Here is a 15,805-nt window from a genome sequence, read left to right on the forward strand (position 1 = left end):
CGATTCAAACGCCGATACCCGTCAGCTGACGGTATCGAGATACATGATGACCGCGCGCACGCGGCGATGGTCGTCGGCGGTATCTTCCAGATCGAGCTTGGTGAGGATGCTCCGCACGTGCTTTTCGACGGTGCCCTCGGCGATCCACAGCCGACGCCCTATCCCCGCGTTCGACAGTCCTTCCGCCATGAGCGTCAGCACTTCTCGCTCGCGGACGCTCAGTGCCGCCAACGGGTCGTCACGTCGCCTGGCCGCCACCAATTCGTAGACCAGAGCGGGATCGATAACCGAGGCACCGGCTGCGATCCTGTCGAGCGTCGCGACGAAATCGTCTACGTCGGTCACTCGACTCTTGAGGAGGTACCCGATCCCCTTCCCTCCGTCGAGAAGCTCCAACGCATGATCGACCTCGATATGTGCTGACAGTAAAAGTATTGCAACGGAGGGGAACTCTCTCCTTATTCTCAGCGCTGCGTCGAGCCCTTCCGAGGTGTTCGACGGTGGCATCCGGATGTCGATGATGGCCAGTTGCGGATTCTGCCCGCCGACCAGTGTCAGCAGTTCGCCCGCATCCCCTGCCTGTCCGACGATTTCCAGCCCTGCCCGAGTGAGCAGACTGGCCAACCCCTCCCGTAGGAGCACGTCGTCGTCGGCGATCACCACTCGCAGGGCCGTCACAAGACTCGGCTCGATGTCTGCTGCACGAGGGCCGCCTTCCGATTGCAGTCCGCACTCGCAGAGTGCGTGGCGGCCCGAGAAGGGACCACCGCTTAAAAGATAACGGACATATGCCACCTTCACCGCTCTGATCTCGCGGAGCGAAACCGTCGTACGCAGATTCCGCACTCAACGCTGCGAGTCGCCCCCGCATCATCACAAGTCCGACCCTATTGATTGCTGAAAATGCCTGCAGCCGAATGGTTGTCATTTGACACGAGGATGCACTGCCGAGTCTCCCAGCTCTCGTCACCGCTCGACATTTCGGTCAAGACCCGAGACCACCACGCTCGAAGCCAGGAGTTCTATATTCTGAGCCCGCGGGAGCTGCCCCGAATACCGTGACGCGCTGAGGTCTGTCCTCGACACCGCATCGTCGGTAGTCGAAAGCCAGTCGGCGGCGATGCGCGCCGCGGCGACCGCACATACCGAAGGGAGTGTCATCGACGTCTCCGTCGACCAGCACTGCACCGGGGGCCGCCACCCAGATCAGGTTGCTCGCACCGACGTAGCGGCCCCGTACGTCGCAGTCGCGACGTTGATGCGTTCAATCAGGGCGGCGGGTAAATCACGAGGTGGCACAGGTCGTCCTTTACCCCGGGCACTTCACCATCTGCAGAAGAGATTGACTGATCATCGTGCCGAGTTCAGGTCGCGTACAAGTTGAGGTGTCCGCCACCGGCCGATCTCGAACGGCCACCGCCGCAGCGGATAAGCGAGACGGGCCACGAAGTAGTTGACGTATTCGACGACGCCGAATGCCCACGTCACCACGATGGCCGCCGCAGTGACGAAATGATCTGGTAGCCAGATGAGAACGCCGAGGAGACCGACCGCCAAGACGACAATGTCGAGGACCCGAAACACACGGTAGAGCGCTGCGAGGCGGGCCGGCATCGGTGCCTGCTCGACCCAGTCTCGGGCAAGCAGCCAATAGACACCTGCTTGTACGAGCACCACGAGCAGCGGGACCAGCGCCGACCACAGCGCTGCGGAGTCTTGCGGACCTTCGAGCCGAGGCATCACGACGCCGACAGCCACAGCGGCAAATGCTCCCGCGGCGGCCAGTTCGCCAAGACCGAGGCTCAGGTACCTGCGTCGCAAACTCTTTCGCCGTTGATCCACCACGTAGGAAACCATATCCGTTGATCACCACGCAGCAGGTGCGCATCAGCTGCGAGGCTTTGCCTAAGATCGATCGAAAGGCAGTCACGTGTAAAGAAGTTGGTGTGTGATGGTGCGATTGGCCATGGTTACGTTCGATGCAATGGATGCCCGATCGCTTGCCACCTGGTGGTCGGAACGATTGCGCAATGCGAGTGTCGATGGTGACGAAGATTTCCTGACGGTGACAGCCCCGGATCTCCCGCTCACTCTCGGTTTCCAACGGACCGATCAGGCTCGCAGTCAAAGGAATACACTTCATCTCGACTTCGACCTGGAGCCGCAGGATCCTCCACGAGACGAGGTGGTCGCGGCATTCGTCGCGGCAGGCGCAGCCCACGTCGAGCGCCATGAGTCGGGCGGATCATCCTGGGACGTGTTGGCGGATCCGGCGGGAAACCTTTTCTGCGTTGGTGATCCGCACTAGGGCCTGTCTGAAAACTAGTCCGAGATCGAGTCCACTGCTCATCCGACAAAGCCTGAAAGTGCGTCACCCGATCAGCGGTACATACATTCGTTCGCATACAGTCGGTTGTGTCCCAGCGGCACCCCAGACTGGAAAGTCCGCTGTGTCAAAATCTACCGATAGGGGGCTGGACGGGTGGAATCGCCTGACTTACTGGGTCTGACGGCCTCACTGACGTCGTCGACGCTGATCTTCGCGGTCGTTGCTGGGCTCATGCCGCGACTCGTCGGTGATGAACCGAATCCCGTTGTCGGCATACGGACGAAGGCGACGAGCTCGAGCCCCGAGGCGTGGCAATTGGCCCATCAGATTGCGCAGCCGCTTCTGCGCCGGACGGTGTGGACAGCCGTAGCGGGACTGTGCGTGCAGGCCGCGATCGGTGTCGTGACAGGTTTCGGATCTGTGGCGTCGGCTGTCGCTTCAACGGTCGTGTGTCTAGCAGTGCTCGTCGCCATGCTTTATGCGGCGTTGAAGGGCAACGCCGCAGCAAAATCGTTGCGGCGTTGACCGCCTGGGCCCACAGTTGTCAGACGTGCCCTAGTTCTCCGCTTTCAATTCCCGATACGCGGTCGTTCGCGTCGGCGTGGTCCACGGTCCCGCATCTCGAGGACCGCTGCTGCCGTCGACGCGATCGTCTTGTCCTCGTCGTGGGTGAGCCGGGCGAGCGCTTCCCGTGCTGCCGCGCCGGGAATCTCGGCGAGCGCCTGCGTGATCCGCAACCGCGTCGGGGCGTCGTCGGTGTTGTCGAGCCTGTCCTGCACGGCCTCGACGACCTCACTGTTTGCGGGCGGGCGCTCCGCCAGGAGGCCGAGTACCTCGCCGGCCTCGACGTCGCGCCGCCCGTCGGCGACCATCTCGAGGAGAGCGGGCATCGAGACGGCCTCTCCGCGAGATCCGAGGGCGAGAGCTGCGTCGGCGCGGACTATCGCGTCCGAATCATCGAGAGCTCGCTTCAGAGACCGAGTTGCTTCCTCGGTGTGAATCCCGGATATGGCGGACGTCGCGCGGCGCCGAACCTGAACGTCCTCCGATTCGAGCCCCTTCGCGAGACCTCCAAGGCCCGCACCTTCGGATCTCGCCAACGCCCATTGCAACGCTCCGGCCACGTTGGCATCCTTCTCAGACAGGACCGCCTCGACGAGTGCGTCGACGGGCAATGCCGCATTCGCATCCTGCGACAGGATCGCTTGCTGACGGTGGGCGGCGAACTCGGATTCGAGTGCACGCAACAGCGAGACCATGCGCAGGACGTCGTCCCACTCCGAAGGGGCGGAAGCGTCGACCCTTTCGAGTTTGGTCAGCAATTCTTCCTCCGCCGCGATCCGTTGCCGAGTGTGTTGCATGAGTTCACCCACCAAATCGGCCGGGGCGAAGTCGGGCTCGTCCAATGCACGCTTGGCCTCGTTCAACGAGAGCCCCAACGTCCTCAGGCTCTCGACGTGGAAGAGTCGACGGATGTCGTCGGCGGAGTACTCGCGGTAACCGCCGGACGTGCGGCCCGTCGGCTTCACCAGTCCCAACGTGTCGTAGTGACGCAGCATCCGTGTGCTGACACCACAACGCCGCGAGACCTCGCCGATCAGCATCCGTCTTCCCTTCTTATGCGTCCGGGCCGATTGCCGCGACGCGCTTCGCCAACTCGTGTGAGAGAGCGAACCCACCGTCGGGGTCGTGCCAGAGTTGCTTTGTAGCATCAGCATGCGCCCGAACACGCGGATTCGTGCTTGCACCGGCCGCGTCGAGCACCAGGAGTACAGCCTCGCCGAGCCCTGTCAGAGCTCGGCTGAGACTGAGCTGCATCTGGAGTTCACCCCGCCCGAGTTCGGTGGCCAGATCGGCCGCGAGTGCGTCCTCGCCTCCTGCCGGCACCAGGGCCACAGCCGCACGCCACGCACTGCGCGCGACCTCGTCGTCCTGGTCGTGAACGAGCGCAGAGACCTCGGGCCAAGCGGTCGGATCACCGATCTTGGACAAGGTGTGGAGCGCCTGACTGCGGGCTTGCGAACCATCGGACCCGAGCTCACGGATCAGCTGCGGCACCGTGGTTTCGGCCGGCAGGCGGCACAACGCCCAGGTCAGCATGTCGCGGACGAAGAAGTCCGGCTCGACGGCACACCGATCTATCAGGTCAACCGTCAGCTCAGGGTCCGGGCGTGTGCCGGCGGCTAGCGCGGCGCGCAGCCGAACCGAGGGATCAGCTGCGGCCAATGTGTCGACGAGGTGAGCATTCTGCCCACCGTGGTTGGTTGTGTTCACGACAACCACCTCCTTCGTCGACCATTGGAGTCCTTGTCACTGTGTCAAGGTCAAGCGCCGCTGTCACCGACACATGGGACAACCCTTCGACCGCTGCTGAGCTGGATGGAAGAGAATCTCGGGGAGCACCTCGACATCACGACAATCGCGGCCAGGGCAACGATGAGTACCCGCACGCTCAGCCGCCACTTCCAGGAACAAATCGGTACGACGCCGTTGCAGTAGCTCCATCACGCGCGGCTCCGCCAAGCGCAATTTCTGCTCGAGACTACCGAGCACTCGATCGAACGTGTTGCGGGACAAGTCGGATTCAATGCCGTCACGACGTTCCGCGAACGCTTCCGAGACTTGGTCGGCACCAGCCCACACCGGTGCCGGACACAATTTCGAACTTCACGCCAGCTGCCCTACCGACCCCGGCGGGAATTATCCCTTGACGTTGCCGGCAGCGGTGTTCAGAACTGTGGCGACGTCGTCGAGGATGTACGGGATGGTCAGGACTGTCAGTCCGCCGAACGCGAAGTTCTTGTCGACGCTGAAGTCCTTGGTGGATGCAGTACGCCCATCAACGATCACCGGCTGAGCTGCCACCAGGGGCTCGGCAAGGAACGCGTTCAGCGAGTCCTTGTCGTAGGCGACCACGAACAGCACGTCAGACGCGATCAGAGGCGCCTGCTCGGTGCTCAGCTCGAAGTACACGGCCTCCGGATCCTTGGCGGGATCGGCCTGCTGGATCGTCTGCTCGTTCTTCAGACCCAACTGCTCGAGGAACTCGACACGCACGTCGGCGTTCTTACTCACCGCGAAGGTGCTCGGGCTGTTCGGGAGTGCGATGGTAACGGTCTTACCCTGCAGCGCAGGGTTCTTCGCAGCCGTCGCGCTGATCGCGGCGTTGGTCTTGTCGATGAGTGCGCTGGCCTCGGCCTGCTTGCCCAGCGCCTGACCGGCGATGGTCACCTGGTCCTGCCACGACGCGGTCCATGGCTCGTCCGGGAAGGAAACCACCGGCGCGATCTTCGACAGTGCGTCGAATTCCTGCTGAGTGAGCCCGGAGTACGGGGCGAAAATGAGATCTGGTTCAGCCTTGGCGAACTGCTCGACAGGCGCTTCGCCCGTTCCGTCACCCGACAACAAGGTCGGCTGCTCGCCACCGAGCTTGTCGAGTGCCTCGGCGTCCCACTTCAGAATGCCCTGCGCGTCGGCCCCGTACTGAGGTCCGGAGAAAGTGGGCATCGCGACCGGGACGACGTCGAGCGCCAGGAGGGCGTCCTGGTTGGACCATCCCCAGGTTGCGACCCGCTTGGGCTCGTCTTTGATCTCGGCCGTGCCGAGGGCCGATGTGATCGTCACCGGGAACGCGGCATCGACTGCGGATGAAGTCTCGGTGCTGTCTTTGTCGTCGTTGCTGCCGCAGGCCGCCATTCCGGCCGCCAGGCCGCACGCCGCCAGGACAGCTACCATCCCGCGGACACCGCTGCCCCCACTTCGCCGCTCTGACAGCCCGCGTCCCAAAATTCTCGCCACGCCAGGACCTCCCGGTCGATCGACCTGCTCAGACACCCCGAGCGGGTGACGGCGCCTAACGTAGCATGAAGGTAACCCTACCCTCAGTTATCATGCTCTACTTTGCGCTCTGTCGACGCACCATCTCCGAGATCCAGATGGGCGCAAACGGCGAGGTGCAGTTCGGTGGAGTCGGGTAATCCTCGAGCACCCGCAGTCGCTCGCCGATGTCGATCGCCCGGGCGCGGTACTCGGCATGTTCGATCCCGATCTGAGCCAGGCAGTGATTCATCGCCCATTGCAGGCGATCAGGGACATCCTTCATCTCCGCCTCGACGACGTCGAGTAGTCCTGAAAGATCAAGGCCCTCAGGCTTCTTCGCGACACGTTCGGTGGTCAGAGCCCACCCGGCGCTAGCGACCACAGGATCCGGGTCAGCGGTCCAGGCCACCCGCAACTCCTCGGCGTGCGGGTTCTTCTTCACCACGTAGTTGACGAGCCAGTCCTGCACCTTGGGAGTGCGGGCCTCACGCAACATGACATCCAACTCGTCACGCTCGAACGCCTTCGGGCGGCAGATCAAAAGGGCCAACAACCGCGCCGCGGTATCGCCCGTCGCCCAAAGCTGTTGTGCGAGTTCCTGCTGAGTCTTCAATCGCTTCGCAACAGCGCGCAGCTTTGTGAGGTTCACACCGTGATCGTCACCGTGCTTCTCGTTCACCGCACGCGCCTTCGGATCTTCGAGAGCAGCCAACTCGTCCATCACCGCGGCAACCGTCGTTTCGGCCACTTCGTCCTCCAGTCACAATTTCTGCGATTCCCCTACTGCAATCCACCTACAAGCAAAGCATGGGAAGGCGGTCGACCTACGTTTGAAACTTCGGCCAATGGGTACATGACTGCTCCTGGGGTGGCGGCACGTCACCATGAAGACAGGACGAACCTTGCATATGCGACGCGCCGCGAGTGCTGAGAATGTGGACGAAACCGCACGCCGCAACGAAGGCGGCGGTAAGAACATTCTCACCCGGGCGATAACCGGCCCACTCCTTTTCGTGTTCATCCTCGGAGATGTTCTGGGCGCCGGTATCTACGCATTGGTGGGCGTCATCGCCGGTGAGGTGGGTGGAGCCGTCTGGGTACCGCTGCTCGTAGCGCTGGTCATGGCGTTGTTGACAGCAACGTCGTATGCCGAGCTGGTCACCAAATATCCGCGCGCGGGCGGTGCTGCGGTGTTCGCCCAACGGGCGTATGGGAAACCACTGATCTCGTTCCTCGTCGGCTTCTCGATGCTGGCGGCCGGTGTCACGAGTGCAGCGGGGCTCGCCCTCGCATTCTCGGGTGACTACCTCAAAGCCTTCATCGACGTCCCGACCGTTCCCGCCGCGCTCGTCTTCCTTCTCCTGGTGGGACTTCTCAACGCCAGAGGCATCAAGGAGTCGATGCGCGCAAATGTCGTCATGACAGTCGTGGAAGTCACCGGGCTTGTCCTGGTTGTCGTCCTTGCCTGCATAGTTCTCGGGCACGGCGACGGAACCCTGAGCCGCGTCGTCGAGTTCGACGACAGCCGATCGCCTGCACTCGCGGTGTTGGCAGCTGCGTTGCTCGCGTACTACTCGTTCGTCGGCTTCGAAACGTCCGCGAACGTCGCCGAAGAAGTGAAGAACGTGAGCAAGGTCTACCCGCGTGCGCTGTTCGGAGCATTGCTGACGGCCGGCGCCGCCTATGTCCTTGTCGGCCTGGCTGTCTCGGTGGTCCTGCCCGCCGACGAACTCGCCGCATCCTCCGGCCCCTTGCTGGCGGTGGTGTCGGCCGCCGACGTCGGTGTTCCTCCTCGCCTGTTCAGCCTGATCGCTCTGGTCGCCGTCGCCAACGGCGCACTGCTGACGATGATCATGGCGAGCAGGCTTACGTACGGAATGGCGTCGGAAGGCTTACTCCCCAGCGTATTCGCGCGGGTGCTGCCGCGGCGCCGGACCCCTTGGGTGGCGATCATCGCGACCACAGCCGTTGCCATGGCTCTGTGCGTCACCGGCTCGTTGTCGGCCCTGGCGGAGACGGTGGTACTCCTGCTGCTTTTCGTTTTCATCAGCACGAACATCGCGGTCCTGGTTCTACGTCGTGACGCAGTGCAACACAATCATTTCCGAACCCCGATCATCTTTCCGATCCTCGCCCTCGGTACGTGCGTTGCGTTGCTCACCCAGCAGAGCGCTGCGACATGGTTGCGCGCGTCAATACTCTTGGCCGTCGGAGTAGTGCTGTACGCCCTCTCCCACCGGCGATCCACGAAGTAACGTGCGATGTTCGAAAGGGGGTGTGATGACCGACAGTTCTGACGCACCAGATGTAATTCAGCGTCGAGAGCGAAAGATCGACAGGCGAACTCTGACGTACGGCCTGTCCGTCGTTCTTGCTACCGCGGTGTTGGTTGTCGCGATCGTGTGGTTGGGCTCGCGACGAGGCGAATGCTTCGGCACCGATACCTTGCTGTGCTCACCGAAAGATCGCCGACTGGCAGTCTTCGTCCCGAGTCTGATGTTGCTGCTCGGGACCGTGGGCGCGTTCTTGCGAGCCTCCCTGCGATTGCACCGGCTGCGGCGCCTCTACATCCGTCCTTACCTGGCGTGGGCTTTGGCGGGACTCACCCTGGCGTATCTGACGGGAGCTTACTTCTTGATCGGGGTTTAGATTCTCTGAATACGTCTGTTCGGCAACCAGATTCACAGACAGAGTCGACAGCCGTGAATCAGAATCGCGAATCGTCGATCGCCGTGAGGACTACTTCCCGCACTGACGTCGAAGACGACAAACTCGAGATCGAGCGCACCGTGTCCACAACGTCGTGCACCGGGACCAGGGAACCCTCTCCCCTGGCCGCAGCGATGTCTCGGGGCACATCGAGTCCATCTTCTGTATTGAGATATCCGAGGTGCAGGACAGTCACTGCGAGTCGGTCCTTTCGGTAGCCTTCTCTCAACGCGTCGGCGATGCCGTTGATGGCGGACTTCGATGCACCGAACGCAACCTCCGGCCTACCGCTTCGCGGGAGTCCCGAGGTAGAACCGGTCAGGATGATCCGAGGTCGAGGACGGCCGATCATTCGCGGGATCAGGCGCTTGAGCAAAAGAATCGTGCCCGTGATGTTGGCATTGATCATTTCCAGCATTTCGACGTCGGATTGATCGGTGAACGCATAGTCGGAAGTGAAGGCGTCGCCTTCCCAGATTCCGACGTTGCAAATCAGAGTGTCTACACCCCCGACAAGCTCCGAATCGATCGAGTTCGCTGCCGTAACAGGGTCGGTCAGGTCTGCTTCGATCCACTCGGAGACGTTGAACCCGTCAGGGCGCCGACGCGAGATGCCGAGAACATCGTGGCCATCACTCCTCAGCCCCTCGATCAAAGCGCGACCAAGACCTCGGCTCGCACCGACAACAACCGCCCTCGCCACAATTACACCCTTCGTCGCTTGCTCATTCCCATCCTGTCGATCCGGCCGTCGCCGGTAGTTTCGTCAAGAAGCGAAAGATTCGGATTCACACTGTCGTTCAACCGGACAAACTACGGGCTCGCCAATATTTCAGCCAGGGCACTGGCGAAATCTCGCGCTTGCTCAGAGGTGATGGTGGAGGTGGTCACACGAAGTGCTCGGTGGCGCTGATCCGGCGTCGCCGAGAACTGACTTCCATCCCTCACAAGCCAGCCACACTCGGCGAGTCGATCGACAACCGGTTCGGAATCCCGATCCAGTGGAACCCAGACATTGAGTCCGTCGAGGGTGTCAGGAACTTCGATATCGTGTTCTGACAGTCCAGCTTTCAGAATGATTCGCCGCCTTTCGTAGACAGCGCGAGCATCGGCGAGGCCGTCGATCACCTCCGGATCACCCAGCAGTTCGGCGCTCAAGCGTTGCTGCAGGTGACTGACCCAGTTGGCGCCCGACCGAAGATGGGTGCTCAGCCGAATGCCGGTGTCGAGGTCCGAGGCGACCACTGCCACGCGCAGGTCGGGCCCGAGAAACTTCGACACGGAACGAACGAGCGCCCACCGCGTCGTGCTCATCGGAGCGAGCCGACAGTACCGATTGCTGGAAACGGCAGAGAAGTGATCGTCCTCGATCACCAGAACGTGAGGGAACTCGGCCAGGATGCTTCCTAGAATCGTCGCTCGGTCGGCACTCATGCTGACCCCGGTGGGGTTGTGCGCACGAGGGGTGCAAATAATCGCGCGCACACCACTTTCGAGAGCACGCAGCAGCCCCTGCGGGGTGATACCCGAATTGTCGATGTCCATCGGTACCGCTCGGAAGCTGTTGGCTTTGAGCGTTCCGATGCTCGCCAGGAAGCACGGATCCTCGATTGCGACAGCGTCACCTCGAGTCAAATGAGCGGTCAACAGTCGCTCGACCGCGTCAACGGCACCGTTGGTGATTGTGATCGAGTACGGCCGTCGAACCTCGTGCTCGATCGACGAGCGTGCCCACGAATCCAGTAAAGGCTCGGTAGCTGCACCGCCGTACAACCGCGGCGCGTACGTAGTCCGGTCCAACGCTGCTCTGAGATCAGGCAGCAGTGCCGGATCGGGATTTCCGCTGGCGAGATCTACCCGGCCAGGAAGAGCGATCCCGCCCTCTCCTTCGAGGAACGGAATCGCTCGTACGAAGCTGCCGCGCCGGCCCTGTGTCTCCACAACCGCCGCTGCCACGAGCAGGCGGTACGCCGCGGCAACTGTGTTCCGGTGAACCTCGAGATCGTCGGCCAGGGCCCGTATGGGCGGCAACGCGTCCCCAGGAGCCAATACCCCAGCACTGATGAGATTGCGGATGCCCTCGGAAATCTCGCCCGCGGTCCCGCGGACGACATAAAGCTTCACCTGGTCCGCCATAGTGCTGGTCACAGGCTCACTCTATTAGCACATGACAAAGTCTCAACACTGTGGCACATTGTCACATGACAAAAAATCCCATGAGGAGACACATGATCCTGCCCGGACAATTCCGCCTCTCCGACGAGGCTGTCGCCGACTCTCTCCACGCCGGTGGATTCGGACACCTGGTCACACCCGGCCCCGAGACCCTCGAAGTCACGTCGCTGCCACTGCTGTACAACGCCGAAGGAAACGTGTTAGAAGGGCATCTCGCCCGGACGAACCCGCATTGGCGATACACCGGACCATCGGAGTCTCTGGTGATCCTCCCCAGCGCCGACGCCTACGTGAGCCCCGAGTTCTACCCGAGCAAGAGCGTGCACGGGAAGGTCGTCCCGACATGGAACTACGAAGTTCTCTACGTCTACGGCCAGCTGGTCGCGCACGACGACGAAGAGTGGCTGCGTGCGCACGTCGCCGCCCTGACTGCTCGACACGAAGCCGGCCGTGAGAACCAATGGAAGGTCACCGATGCGCCGGCGAACTTCATCGATGCGCAGCTGCGAGGAATCGTGGGGATCGAACTGCGCGTGGCCCGTGTCTACGGCAAAGCGAAGTTGAACCAGAACCGCTCCCCAGGGGATCGCTCCGGCGTCATCCGCGGGCTGGAGAAGGGCTCATTCTCCGAACGAGAGACCGCCGCAGCGATGATCGCCGCAGGTCTCGACAACGGTTGACCGGTGACGCCGTCGTCGAACGGCTTGACGACCCGCAATTTCAGGTGAGGGGTTTGCCACCCGTCACACCGATGACTTCCCCAGTGGTGTAGCTGGATTCGCCCGAAGCGAGAAATACGTAGGCAGGGGCAAGCTCGGCCGGCTGACCTGCACGCCCGAGTGGAACGTCGTCCCCGAACGTCTCGAACTTCTCCTTGGGCATCGTCGCTGGAATCAGTGGCGTCCAAATCGGCCCAGGTGCAACGGCATTGACCCTGATTCCCATTCGTGCGACATCTGCGGCCAACCCCTTGGTGAAGTCGATGATTCCGGCCTTCGTCGTGGCGTAGTCGAGCAACTCGGGAGAAGGGGACGCACCTTGGATTGACGAGGTGTTCACGATCGTCGATCCGGGCTTCATCTGCGCAATGGCTGCCTTGGAGAGCCAGAAGAGAGCGTAGAGGTTGGTTTTCATCACACGGTCGAATTGTTCGGTGGTGATGTCGGCGATGCCGCCCATCTGCACCATCTGAAACGCTGCGTTGTTCACCAAGATGTCGAGTCCACCGAGTTCACGCACCGCGGTTTCGACCAATGCAGAACAATGTTCCTCACTTCGGAGATCTCCCGGCACCGAGACCGCTTTCCGACCTGCCTCCTCGACCCAGCGAGCGGTTTCCCGAGCGTCTTGTTCTTCCTCGTCGAGATAACTCAGGACAACGTCAGCGCCTTCCCTCGCAAATGCAATCGCGACTGCTCGTCCGATTCCCGAATCTGCTCCGGTGACGATCGCCCGTCTACCTTCGAGTCGACCACTTCCTCGATAGGTGTTTTCACCGTGGTCGGGAGGAGAAATCATGTCTGCGGTGAGTCCGGGGTGGGCGATCTCTGGCTGCCGCTCACGTATGGGGGCAGGGAATCGCGTCGTCGGGTCCTGCATTGCGTATTGGTCCGGCATATCGGCGCTCCTCGGTTGACGCAGTTTCTGGGTGGACTTCTCGATGGACGCACACCACATGCCACCTTCCCGCCGAATAGAAATCGAAACCTCGGGGTGGCCGACATCTCACTCGTCCAGGCGATGGCAATCGCGGTAATTCAGTTCCGTTCATTCGCTGTGGTTACTACGCGGTAGGTCGGGGTAGCCCGCGTAGCGGCGGTGGATCCGCGGCCCCGCGGAGCACTCGTCGAGCAGAAGCTGAACATCACGTAAAGCACGCACCGACGAAGGGACGACCCCGATATGAGCAACTCCGAAACCACGTCCGCCTTGATCACCCAGCTGCGAATCCTCCTCGGTCTGACACACGCCGAAATCCAGGTCGCCGAAACACGCGTCGCGCAGGCCAGAACCGAGGCTGTTCGACGCGAACTCACGGAAAACGCCGAGAACGGTCGCGAGAGGGCCAGCTCGATCGAGGCCACCATTCGCGATCTAGGCGGCGTACCCGAACTGATCGGCCCGTTCATCGGACGGGCGACTGCCGGAATGAAAGCAATGGTCGAACAGGCTCAGCCCTTCGACGAGGCGATCCTCGGCGACCTCGGGCTCGAACATCAGCTCCTCGACCGTTCCCGCTACCTCAAGGCCCTGGCCACCGCCGCCGGCGATCAGACCGTCGCGACATTGGCCGACCGACTCATCACTGCACATTCCGCGACTGTGGACTGGCTGACGACCGTCCTGGCCGAGGAGGCACTCGGCGGACCGGCAGCTTTGCGGCGCACTCCGATGCAAGCCGCCACCGGCGCAGCGATACGGCTGGTCAACGTTCCGGTCTCCTGGTCCACCCGCAGCCTCGACCGCGCCATCGACGCTGTTCGCACCTCGCCGCCGGTATTGGGTGAGCTGATCAGCTGGGGCGCATACGCCGGCGACGTGACCGTGAAGACGCTGTCGGCCAGCAGGGACGCCGCTATTGCCACTGCAGAAAAAGTCACCCGTCGAGAAGGCGCGGACGGTGCCGCAGATGTCTTCCGTTCGGTACGGAAGTCGAGTGGTCTACTCGAGCCCACGGAACTTCCCATCGAAGACTTCGACGAACTCAACGTCACCCAAGCCGTCTCCGCGGTGAAGGAACTGACCGAGGCCGCACAGGTACGAGACATCGTCGCGTACGAGGAAGCGCACAAGAACCGACATGGCGTCGTCTCCGCTGCCCAGGCAAGACTCGCGGCGATCGCCCAGGAAGTCGTCGGAATCAACTAGAGCGCTCAATCGAGTTGCTCGGCGTCTGACTCTTGGAACCAGATACGCGAGAGTTAGACCTACGAGACCGAACCGAAAGGCACGAAACATGGTCGAAGTCACCCGAAAGTTCACCGCCGAAGTACCGATCGAGAAGGCGGCCGCGTTTCTCCGCGACTTCGCCAACGCCCCACTGTGGGATCCGGGCACCGAGAGTTGCACCCAGATCTCGGACGGTCCGATCGCAATCGGAACCCGGTGGCACAACGTGTCCAAGCTGTTCGGCATCGGCACCGAACTGACGTACACCTTGGTGACCGACGAGCCGACTCACGTTGTACTCGAAGGCAAGAACAAGACCGCTACCAGTACCGACGACATCACCTTGACCGCGATCGGCGCAGGCTCCACCGAAATCGACTACCGAGCGAACGTCGAATTCAACGGCGCTGCCAAGATCGCCTCCCCACTCCTGAAAGCGGGATTCGAGGCCAAGGTGGCACCCGAAACGGTCAAGAAGATGACGAAGGCTCTCGAAGCCCTCTGATCAGTGCAGCGCGCGCGGAATCGAGAATTTCCTCGGAGAGAGGAGAGCCCTTGGTAGCTCGCGAAAGAACCAGTGCACCGAGCATGGTGGAGAGCCGGACGAGACCGTCGGCATTTTGGTCGGCTTTTTCGTCGGCAAGGGCTGCGGCAAAATCCCCCACTCCCTCCGTGTAAACCCGACGGGCCCCGCTGTCTGCAGGCTCGCGCGCCATGTCGGCGGCGAGCGCGGCAGCGGGGCATCCGTCTGCCGGGTTGTCGCGATGCTCCACGGAGAGGTAGTTGTCGATCAGGGCTTGCCGAGCCTCGTCACGTTGCCCTGCATGCCTTTCCAGTCCCGCAGCGTGCAGCTGAGTCAGTTCCCCAAAGGCATGGGCGGTCGCTTCGTCGATGAGCGCGTCCTTGGACTCGAACTGCTTGTAGAAACCACCGTGGGTCAGCCCCGACGCCTTCATCAAGTCGGCAACGCTGAGGTGAGTGCCCTTCTCTCGGAACAGGCGAGCTGCGGTTTCCACGACGCGCCGACGGTTCTCTTCCGCTTGTTGCTGCGATACGCGGCCCATCAAACGCCTTCCTGTTTGGATTTCACTTGACATCTATCTTAGCTCGAACTTAGATTTGGTTCATAATCTAATTGTCGGAGTCGCCGACGCTAGCCACAGCACTGGGAGAATCATGGATCTGAACAAGACGGTTGCCATCGTGACCGGAGCCAATCGCGGGCTCGGACGCCATCTGGCCGCGGGACTCGTCGAACGCGGCGCAAAGGTGTACGCAGCCGCCCGCAATCCGGAAACTGTCGATCTGCCCGGTGTCATTCCCCTGAAATTGGACGTGACGGACGCCGAATCGATCGCGGCCGCGGCACGCACCGCCTCCGATGCGACGTTGCTGGTGAACAACGCAGGAATCTCCACCTCGGCACCGTTGATCGTCGGTGACATAGATGACGTTCGCCGCGAGCTGGACGTCAATTTCTTCGGTCCACTCACCGTGACCCGAGCCTTTGCTCCTGTCATCGAAAACAACGGCGGCGGAACAGTACTCAACGTGCTTTCGGTACTGTCCTGGTTCCATCCGGCCGCACTCGGGTCTTACGCGGCGTCGAAAGCCGCGGCGTGGGCGATGACCGACGCCGTTCGTGAAGAACTGGCGCCGCGCGGAATCTCCGTCTCGGCACTACATGTCGCATACATGGACACCGACATGGCCGCGGGCGTACCCGCCGAACAGAAAATCAATCCTGCCGATGTCGCCACTCAAGCACTGGACGGCATCGAAAGCGGGTTGGCCGAGATCCTCGCCGACGACACCACCCGGTACGTCAAGCAGAGCCTTTCGTCGACGAACTCCGAATGACCTAGCCCCTCGTGGTGGGGCGAC

19 protein-coding genes are annotated in these 15,805 nt (G+C 62.0%); 9 read left to right on the plus strand and 10 right to left on the minus strand.

Annotation, left to right across the window (positions count from 1 at the left end; all coding sequences use genetic code 11):
* Positions 1–21: 21 nt before the first annotated feature.
* Together QM716_RS22495 and QM716_RS22500 are read right to left on the minus strand one after the other, a co-directional pair.
* Positions 22–678, minus strand: coding sequence for a response regulator (locus QM716_RS22495; RefSeq protein ID WP_283306342.1), 657 nt, complete (start codon positions 676–678; stop codon positions 22–24).
* Between the two features lie 672 nt (positions 679–1,350).
* The gene (locus QM716_RS22500) at positions 1,351–1,845 is read right to left on the minus strand and encodes a hypothetical protein (protein WP_283306343.1); all 495 of its coding nucleotides are present in this window, start codon (positions 1,843–1,845) and stop codon (positions 1,351–1,353) included.
* Between the two features lie 121 nt (positions 1,846–1,966).
* On the opposite strand from QM716_RS22500, the gene QM716_RS22505 reads away from it, so the two are divergent.
* Positions 1,967–2,308 (plus strand): VOC family protein, encoded by a 342-nt coding sequence (locus tag QM716_RS22505; protein ID WP_283306344.1) that lies wholly within the window; start codon positions 1,967–1,969, stop codon positions 2,306–2,308.
* 174 nt (positions 2,309–2,482) lie between these two features.
* A complete protein-coding gene (locus tag QM716_RS22510) occupies positions 2,483–2,854 on the plus strand; it encodes an SdpI family protein (protein ID WP_283306345.1) in 372 nt (123 codons plus the stop codon).
* Between the two features lie 44 nt (positions 2,855–2,898).
* On the opposite strand, the gene QM716_RS22515 is transcribed toward QM716_RS22510, so the two are convergent.
* Positions 2,899–3,933, minus strand: a complete 1,035-nt coding sequence (locus QM716_RS22515) for a MerR family transcriptional regulator (protein WP_283306346.1) — start codon at positions 3,931–3,933, stop codon at positions 2,899–2,901.
* 13 nt (positions 3,934–3,946) lie between these two features.
* On the minus strand, positions 3,947–4,612 hold the full coding sequence (locus QM716_RS22520; RefSeq protein WP_283306347.1) for a HEAT repeat domain-containing protein: 666 nt from the start codon (positions 4,610–4,612) through the stop codon (positions 3,947–3,949).
* A gap of 96 nt (positions 4,613–4,708) precedes the next feature.
* On the opposite strand from QM716_RS22520, the gene QM716_RS22525 reads away from it, so the two are divergent.
* Positions 4,709–4,828, plus strand: a complete 120-nt coding sequence (locus QM716_RS22525; protein ID WP_283306348.1) for an AraC family transcriptional regulator — start codon at positions 4,709–4,711, stop codon at positions 4,826–4,828.
* A 201-nt stretch (positions 4,829–5,029) separates the two neighbouring features.
* Here QM716_RS22525 and QM716_RS22530 read toward each other — a convergent pair whose 3' ends face one another.
* Both QM716_RS22530 and QM716_RS22535 read right to left on the minus strand, forming a co-directional pair.
* Complete coding sequence (locus tag QM716_RS22530) at positions 5,030–6,064, minus strand: ABC transporter substrate-binding protein (RefSeq protein WP_283306350.1); 1,035 nt, start codon at positions 6,062–6,064, stop codon at positions 5,030–5,032.
* A 160-nt stretch (positions 6,065–6,224) separates the two neighbouring features.
* A complete protein-coding gene (locus QM716_RS22535) occupies positions 6,225–6,896 on the minus strand; it encodes a DNA alkylation repair protein (RefSeq protein WP_283306352.1) in 672 nt (223 codons plus the stop codon).
* Between the two features lie 160 nt (positions 6,897–7,056).
* On the opposite strand from QM716_RS22535, the gene QM716_RS22540 reads away from it, so the two are divergent.
* Together QM716_RS22540 and QM716_RS22545 are read left to right on the plus strand one after the other, a co-directional pair.
* A complete protein-coding gene (locus tag QM716_RS22540) occupies positions 7,057–8,403 on the plus strand; it encodes an APC family permease (protein WP_283306442.1) in 1,347 nt (448 codons plus the stop codon).
* A gap of 25 nt (positions 8,404–8,428) precedes the next feature.
* A complete protein-coding gene (locus tag QM716_RS22545) occupies positions 8,429–8,797 on the plus strand; it encodes a hypothetical protein (protein ID WP_283306353.1) in 369 nt (122 codons plus the stop codon).
* A gap of 58 nt (positions 8,798–8,855) precedes the next feature.
* Here the strand turns inward: QM716_RS22545 and QM716_RS22550 are convergent, their stop codons facing one another.
* A complete protein-coding gene (locus tag QM716_RS22550) occupies positions 8,856–9,560 on the minus strand; it encodes an SDR family NAD(P)-dependent oxidoreductase (RefSeq protein WP_283306355.1) in 705 nt (234 codons plus the stop codon).
* A 110-nt stretch (positions 9,561–9,670) separates the two neighbouring features.
* A complete protein-coding gene (locus QM716_RS22555; protein WP_283306356.1) occupies positions 9,671–11,005 on the minus strand; it encodes an aminotransferase class I/II-fold pyridoxal phosphate-dependent enzyme in 1,335 nt (444 codons plus the stop codon).
* An 80-nt stretch (positions 11,006–11,085) separates the two neighbouring features.
* Here QM716_RS22555 and QM716_RS22560 point away from each other — a divergent pair, with 80 nt between their 5' ends.
* Positions 11,086–11,712, plus strand: a complete 627-nt coding sequence (locus tag QM716_RS22560; RefSeq protein ID WP_283306357.1) for an FMN-binding negative transcriptional regulator — start codon at positions 11,086–11,088, stop codon at positions 11,710–11,712.
* 40 nt (positions 11,713–11,752) lie between these two features.
* On the opposite strand, the gene QM716_RS22565 is transcribed toward QM716_RS22560, so the two are convergent.
* On the minus strand, positions 11,753–12,649 hold the full coding sequence (locus QM716_RS22565; protein ID WP_283306358.1) for an SDR family oxidoreductase: 897 nt from the start codon (positions 12,647–12,649) through the stop codon (positions 11,753–11,755).
* 285 nt (positions 12,650–12,934) lie between these two features.
* On the opposite strand from QM716_RS22565, the gene QM716_RS22570 reads away from it, so the two are divergent.
* Positions 12,935–13,900 carry a DUF8129 domain-containing protein gene (locus QM716_RS22570; protein ID WP_283306359.1) on the plus strand — a complete coding sequence of 322 codons (966 nt, stop codon included), beginning with the start codon at positions 12,935–12,937 and terminating at the stop codon, positions 13,898–13,900.
* An 88-nt stretch (positions 13,901–13,988) separates the two neighbouring features.
* Positions 13,989–14,426 (plus strand): SRPBCC family protein, encoded by a 438-nt coding sequence (locus QM716_RS22575; RefSeq protein WP_283306360.1) that lies wholly within the window; start codon positions 13,989–13,991, stop codon positions 14,424–14,426.
* Here QM716_RS22575 and QM716_RS22580 read toward each other — a convergent pair.
* Positions 14,392–14,985: a TetR/AcrR family transcriptional regulator gene (locus QM716_RS22580; protein ID WP_283306362.1), complete on the minus strand. Its 594-nt coding sequence runs from the start codon at positions 14,983–14,985 to the stop codon at positions 14,392–14,394. The genes QM716_RS22575 and QM716_RS22580 overlap by 35 nt on opposite strands.
* A 112-nt stretch (positions 14,986–15,097) precedes the next feature.
* On the opposite strand from QM716_RS22580, the gene QM716_RS22585 reads away from it, so the two are divergent.
* Positions 15,098–15,781, plus strand: coding sequence for an SDR family oxidoreductase (locus QM716_RS22585; protein ID WP_283306363.1), 684 nt, complete (start codon positions 15,098–15,100; stop codon positions 15,779–15,781).
* Positions 15,782–15,805: the final 24 nt, after the last annotated feature.

This window comes from Rhodococcus sp. IEGM 1409, from assembly GCF_030056735.1.
In the GTDB taxonomy this organism is placed as follows: domain Bacteria; phylum Actinomycetota; class Actinomycetes; order Mycobacteriales; family Mycobacteriaceae; genus Rhodococcus_F.

Coding starts and splice junctions, on each gene's coding strand:
- QM716_RS22505 (WP_283306344.1), top strand. CDS start 1,967: ATGGTTACGTTCGATGCAATGGATGCCCGATCGCTTGCCACCTGGTGG.
- QM716_RS22515 (WP_283306346.1), bottom strand. CDS start 3,933: ATGCTGATCGGCGAGGTCTCGCGGCGTTGTGGTGTCAGCACACGGATG.
- QM716_RS22525 (WP_283306348.1), top strand. CDS start 4,709: ATGGAAGAGAATCTCGGGGAGCACCTCGACATCACGACAATCGCGGCC.
- QM716_RS22530 (WP_283306350.1), bottom strand. CDS start 6,064: ATGGTAGCTGTCCTGGCGGCGTGCGGCCTGGCGGCCGGAATGGCGGCC.
- QM716_RS22540 (WP_283306442.1), top strand. CDS start 7,057: ATGCGACGCGCCGCGAGTGCTGAGAATGTGGACGAAACCGCACGCCGC.
- QM716_RS22545 (WP_283306353.1), top strand. CDS start 8,429: ATGACCGACAGTTCTGACGCACCAGATGTAATTCAGCGTCGAGAGCGA.
- QM716_RS22560 (WP_283306357.1), top strand. CDS start 11,086: ATGATCCTGCCCGGACAATTCCGCCTCTCCGACGAGGCTGTCGCCGAC.
- QM716_RS22565 (WP_283306358.1), bottom strand. CDS start 12,649: ATGCCGGACCAATACGCAATGCAGGACCCGACGACGCGATTCCCTGCC.
- QM716_RS22570 (WP_283306359.1), top strand. CDS start 12,935: ATGAGCAACTCCGAAACCACGTCCGCCTTGATCACCCAGCTGCGAATC.
- QM716_RS22575 (WP_283306360.1), top strand. CDS start 13,989: ATGGTCGAAGTCACCCGAAAGTTCACCGCCGAAGTACCGATCGAGAAG.
- QM716_RS22580 (WP_283306362.1), bottom strand. CDS start 14,985: ATGGGCCGCGTATCGCAGCAACAAGCGGAAGAGAACCGTCGGCGCGTC.
- QM716_RS22585 (WP_283306363.1), top strand. CDS start 15,098: ATGGATCTGAACAAGACGGTTGCCATCGTGACCGGAGCCAATCGCGGG.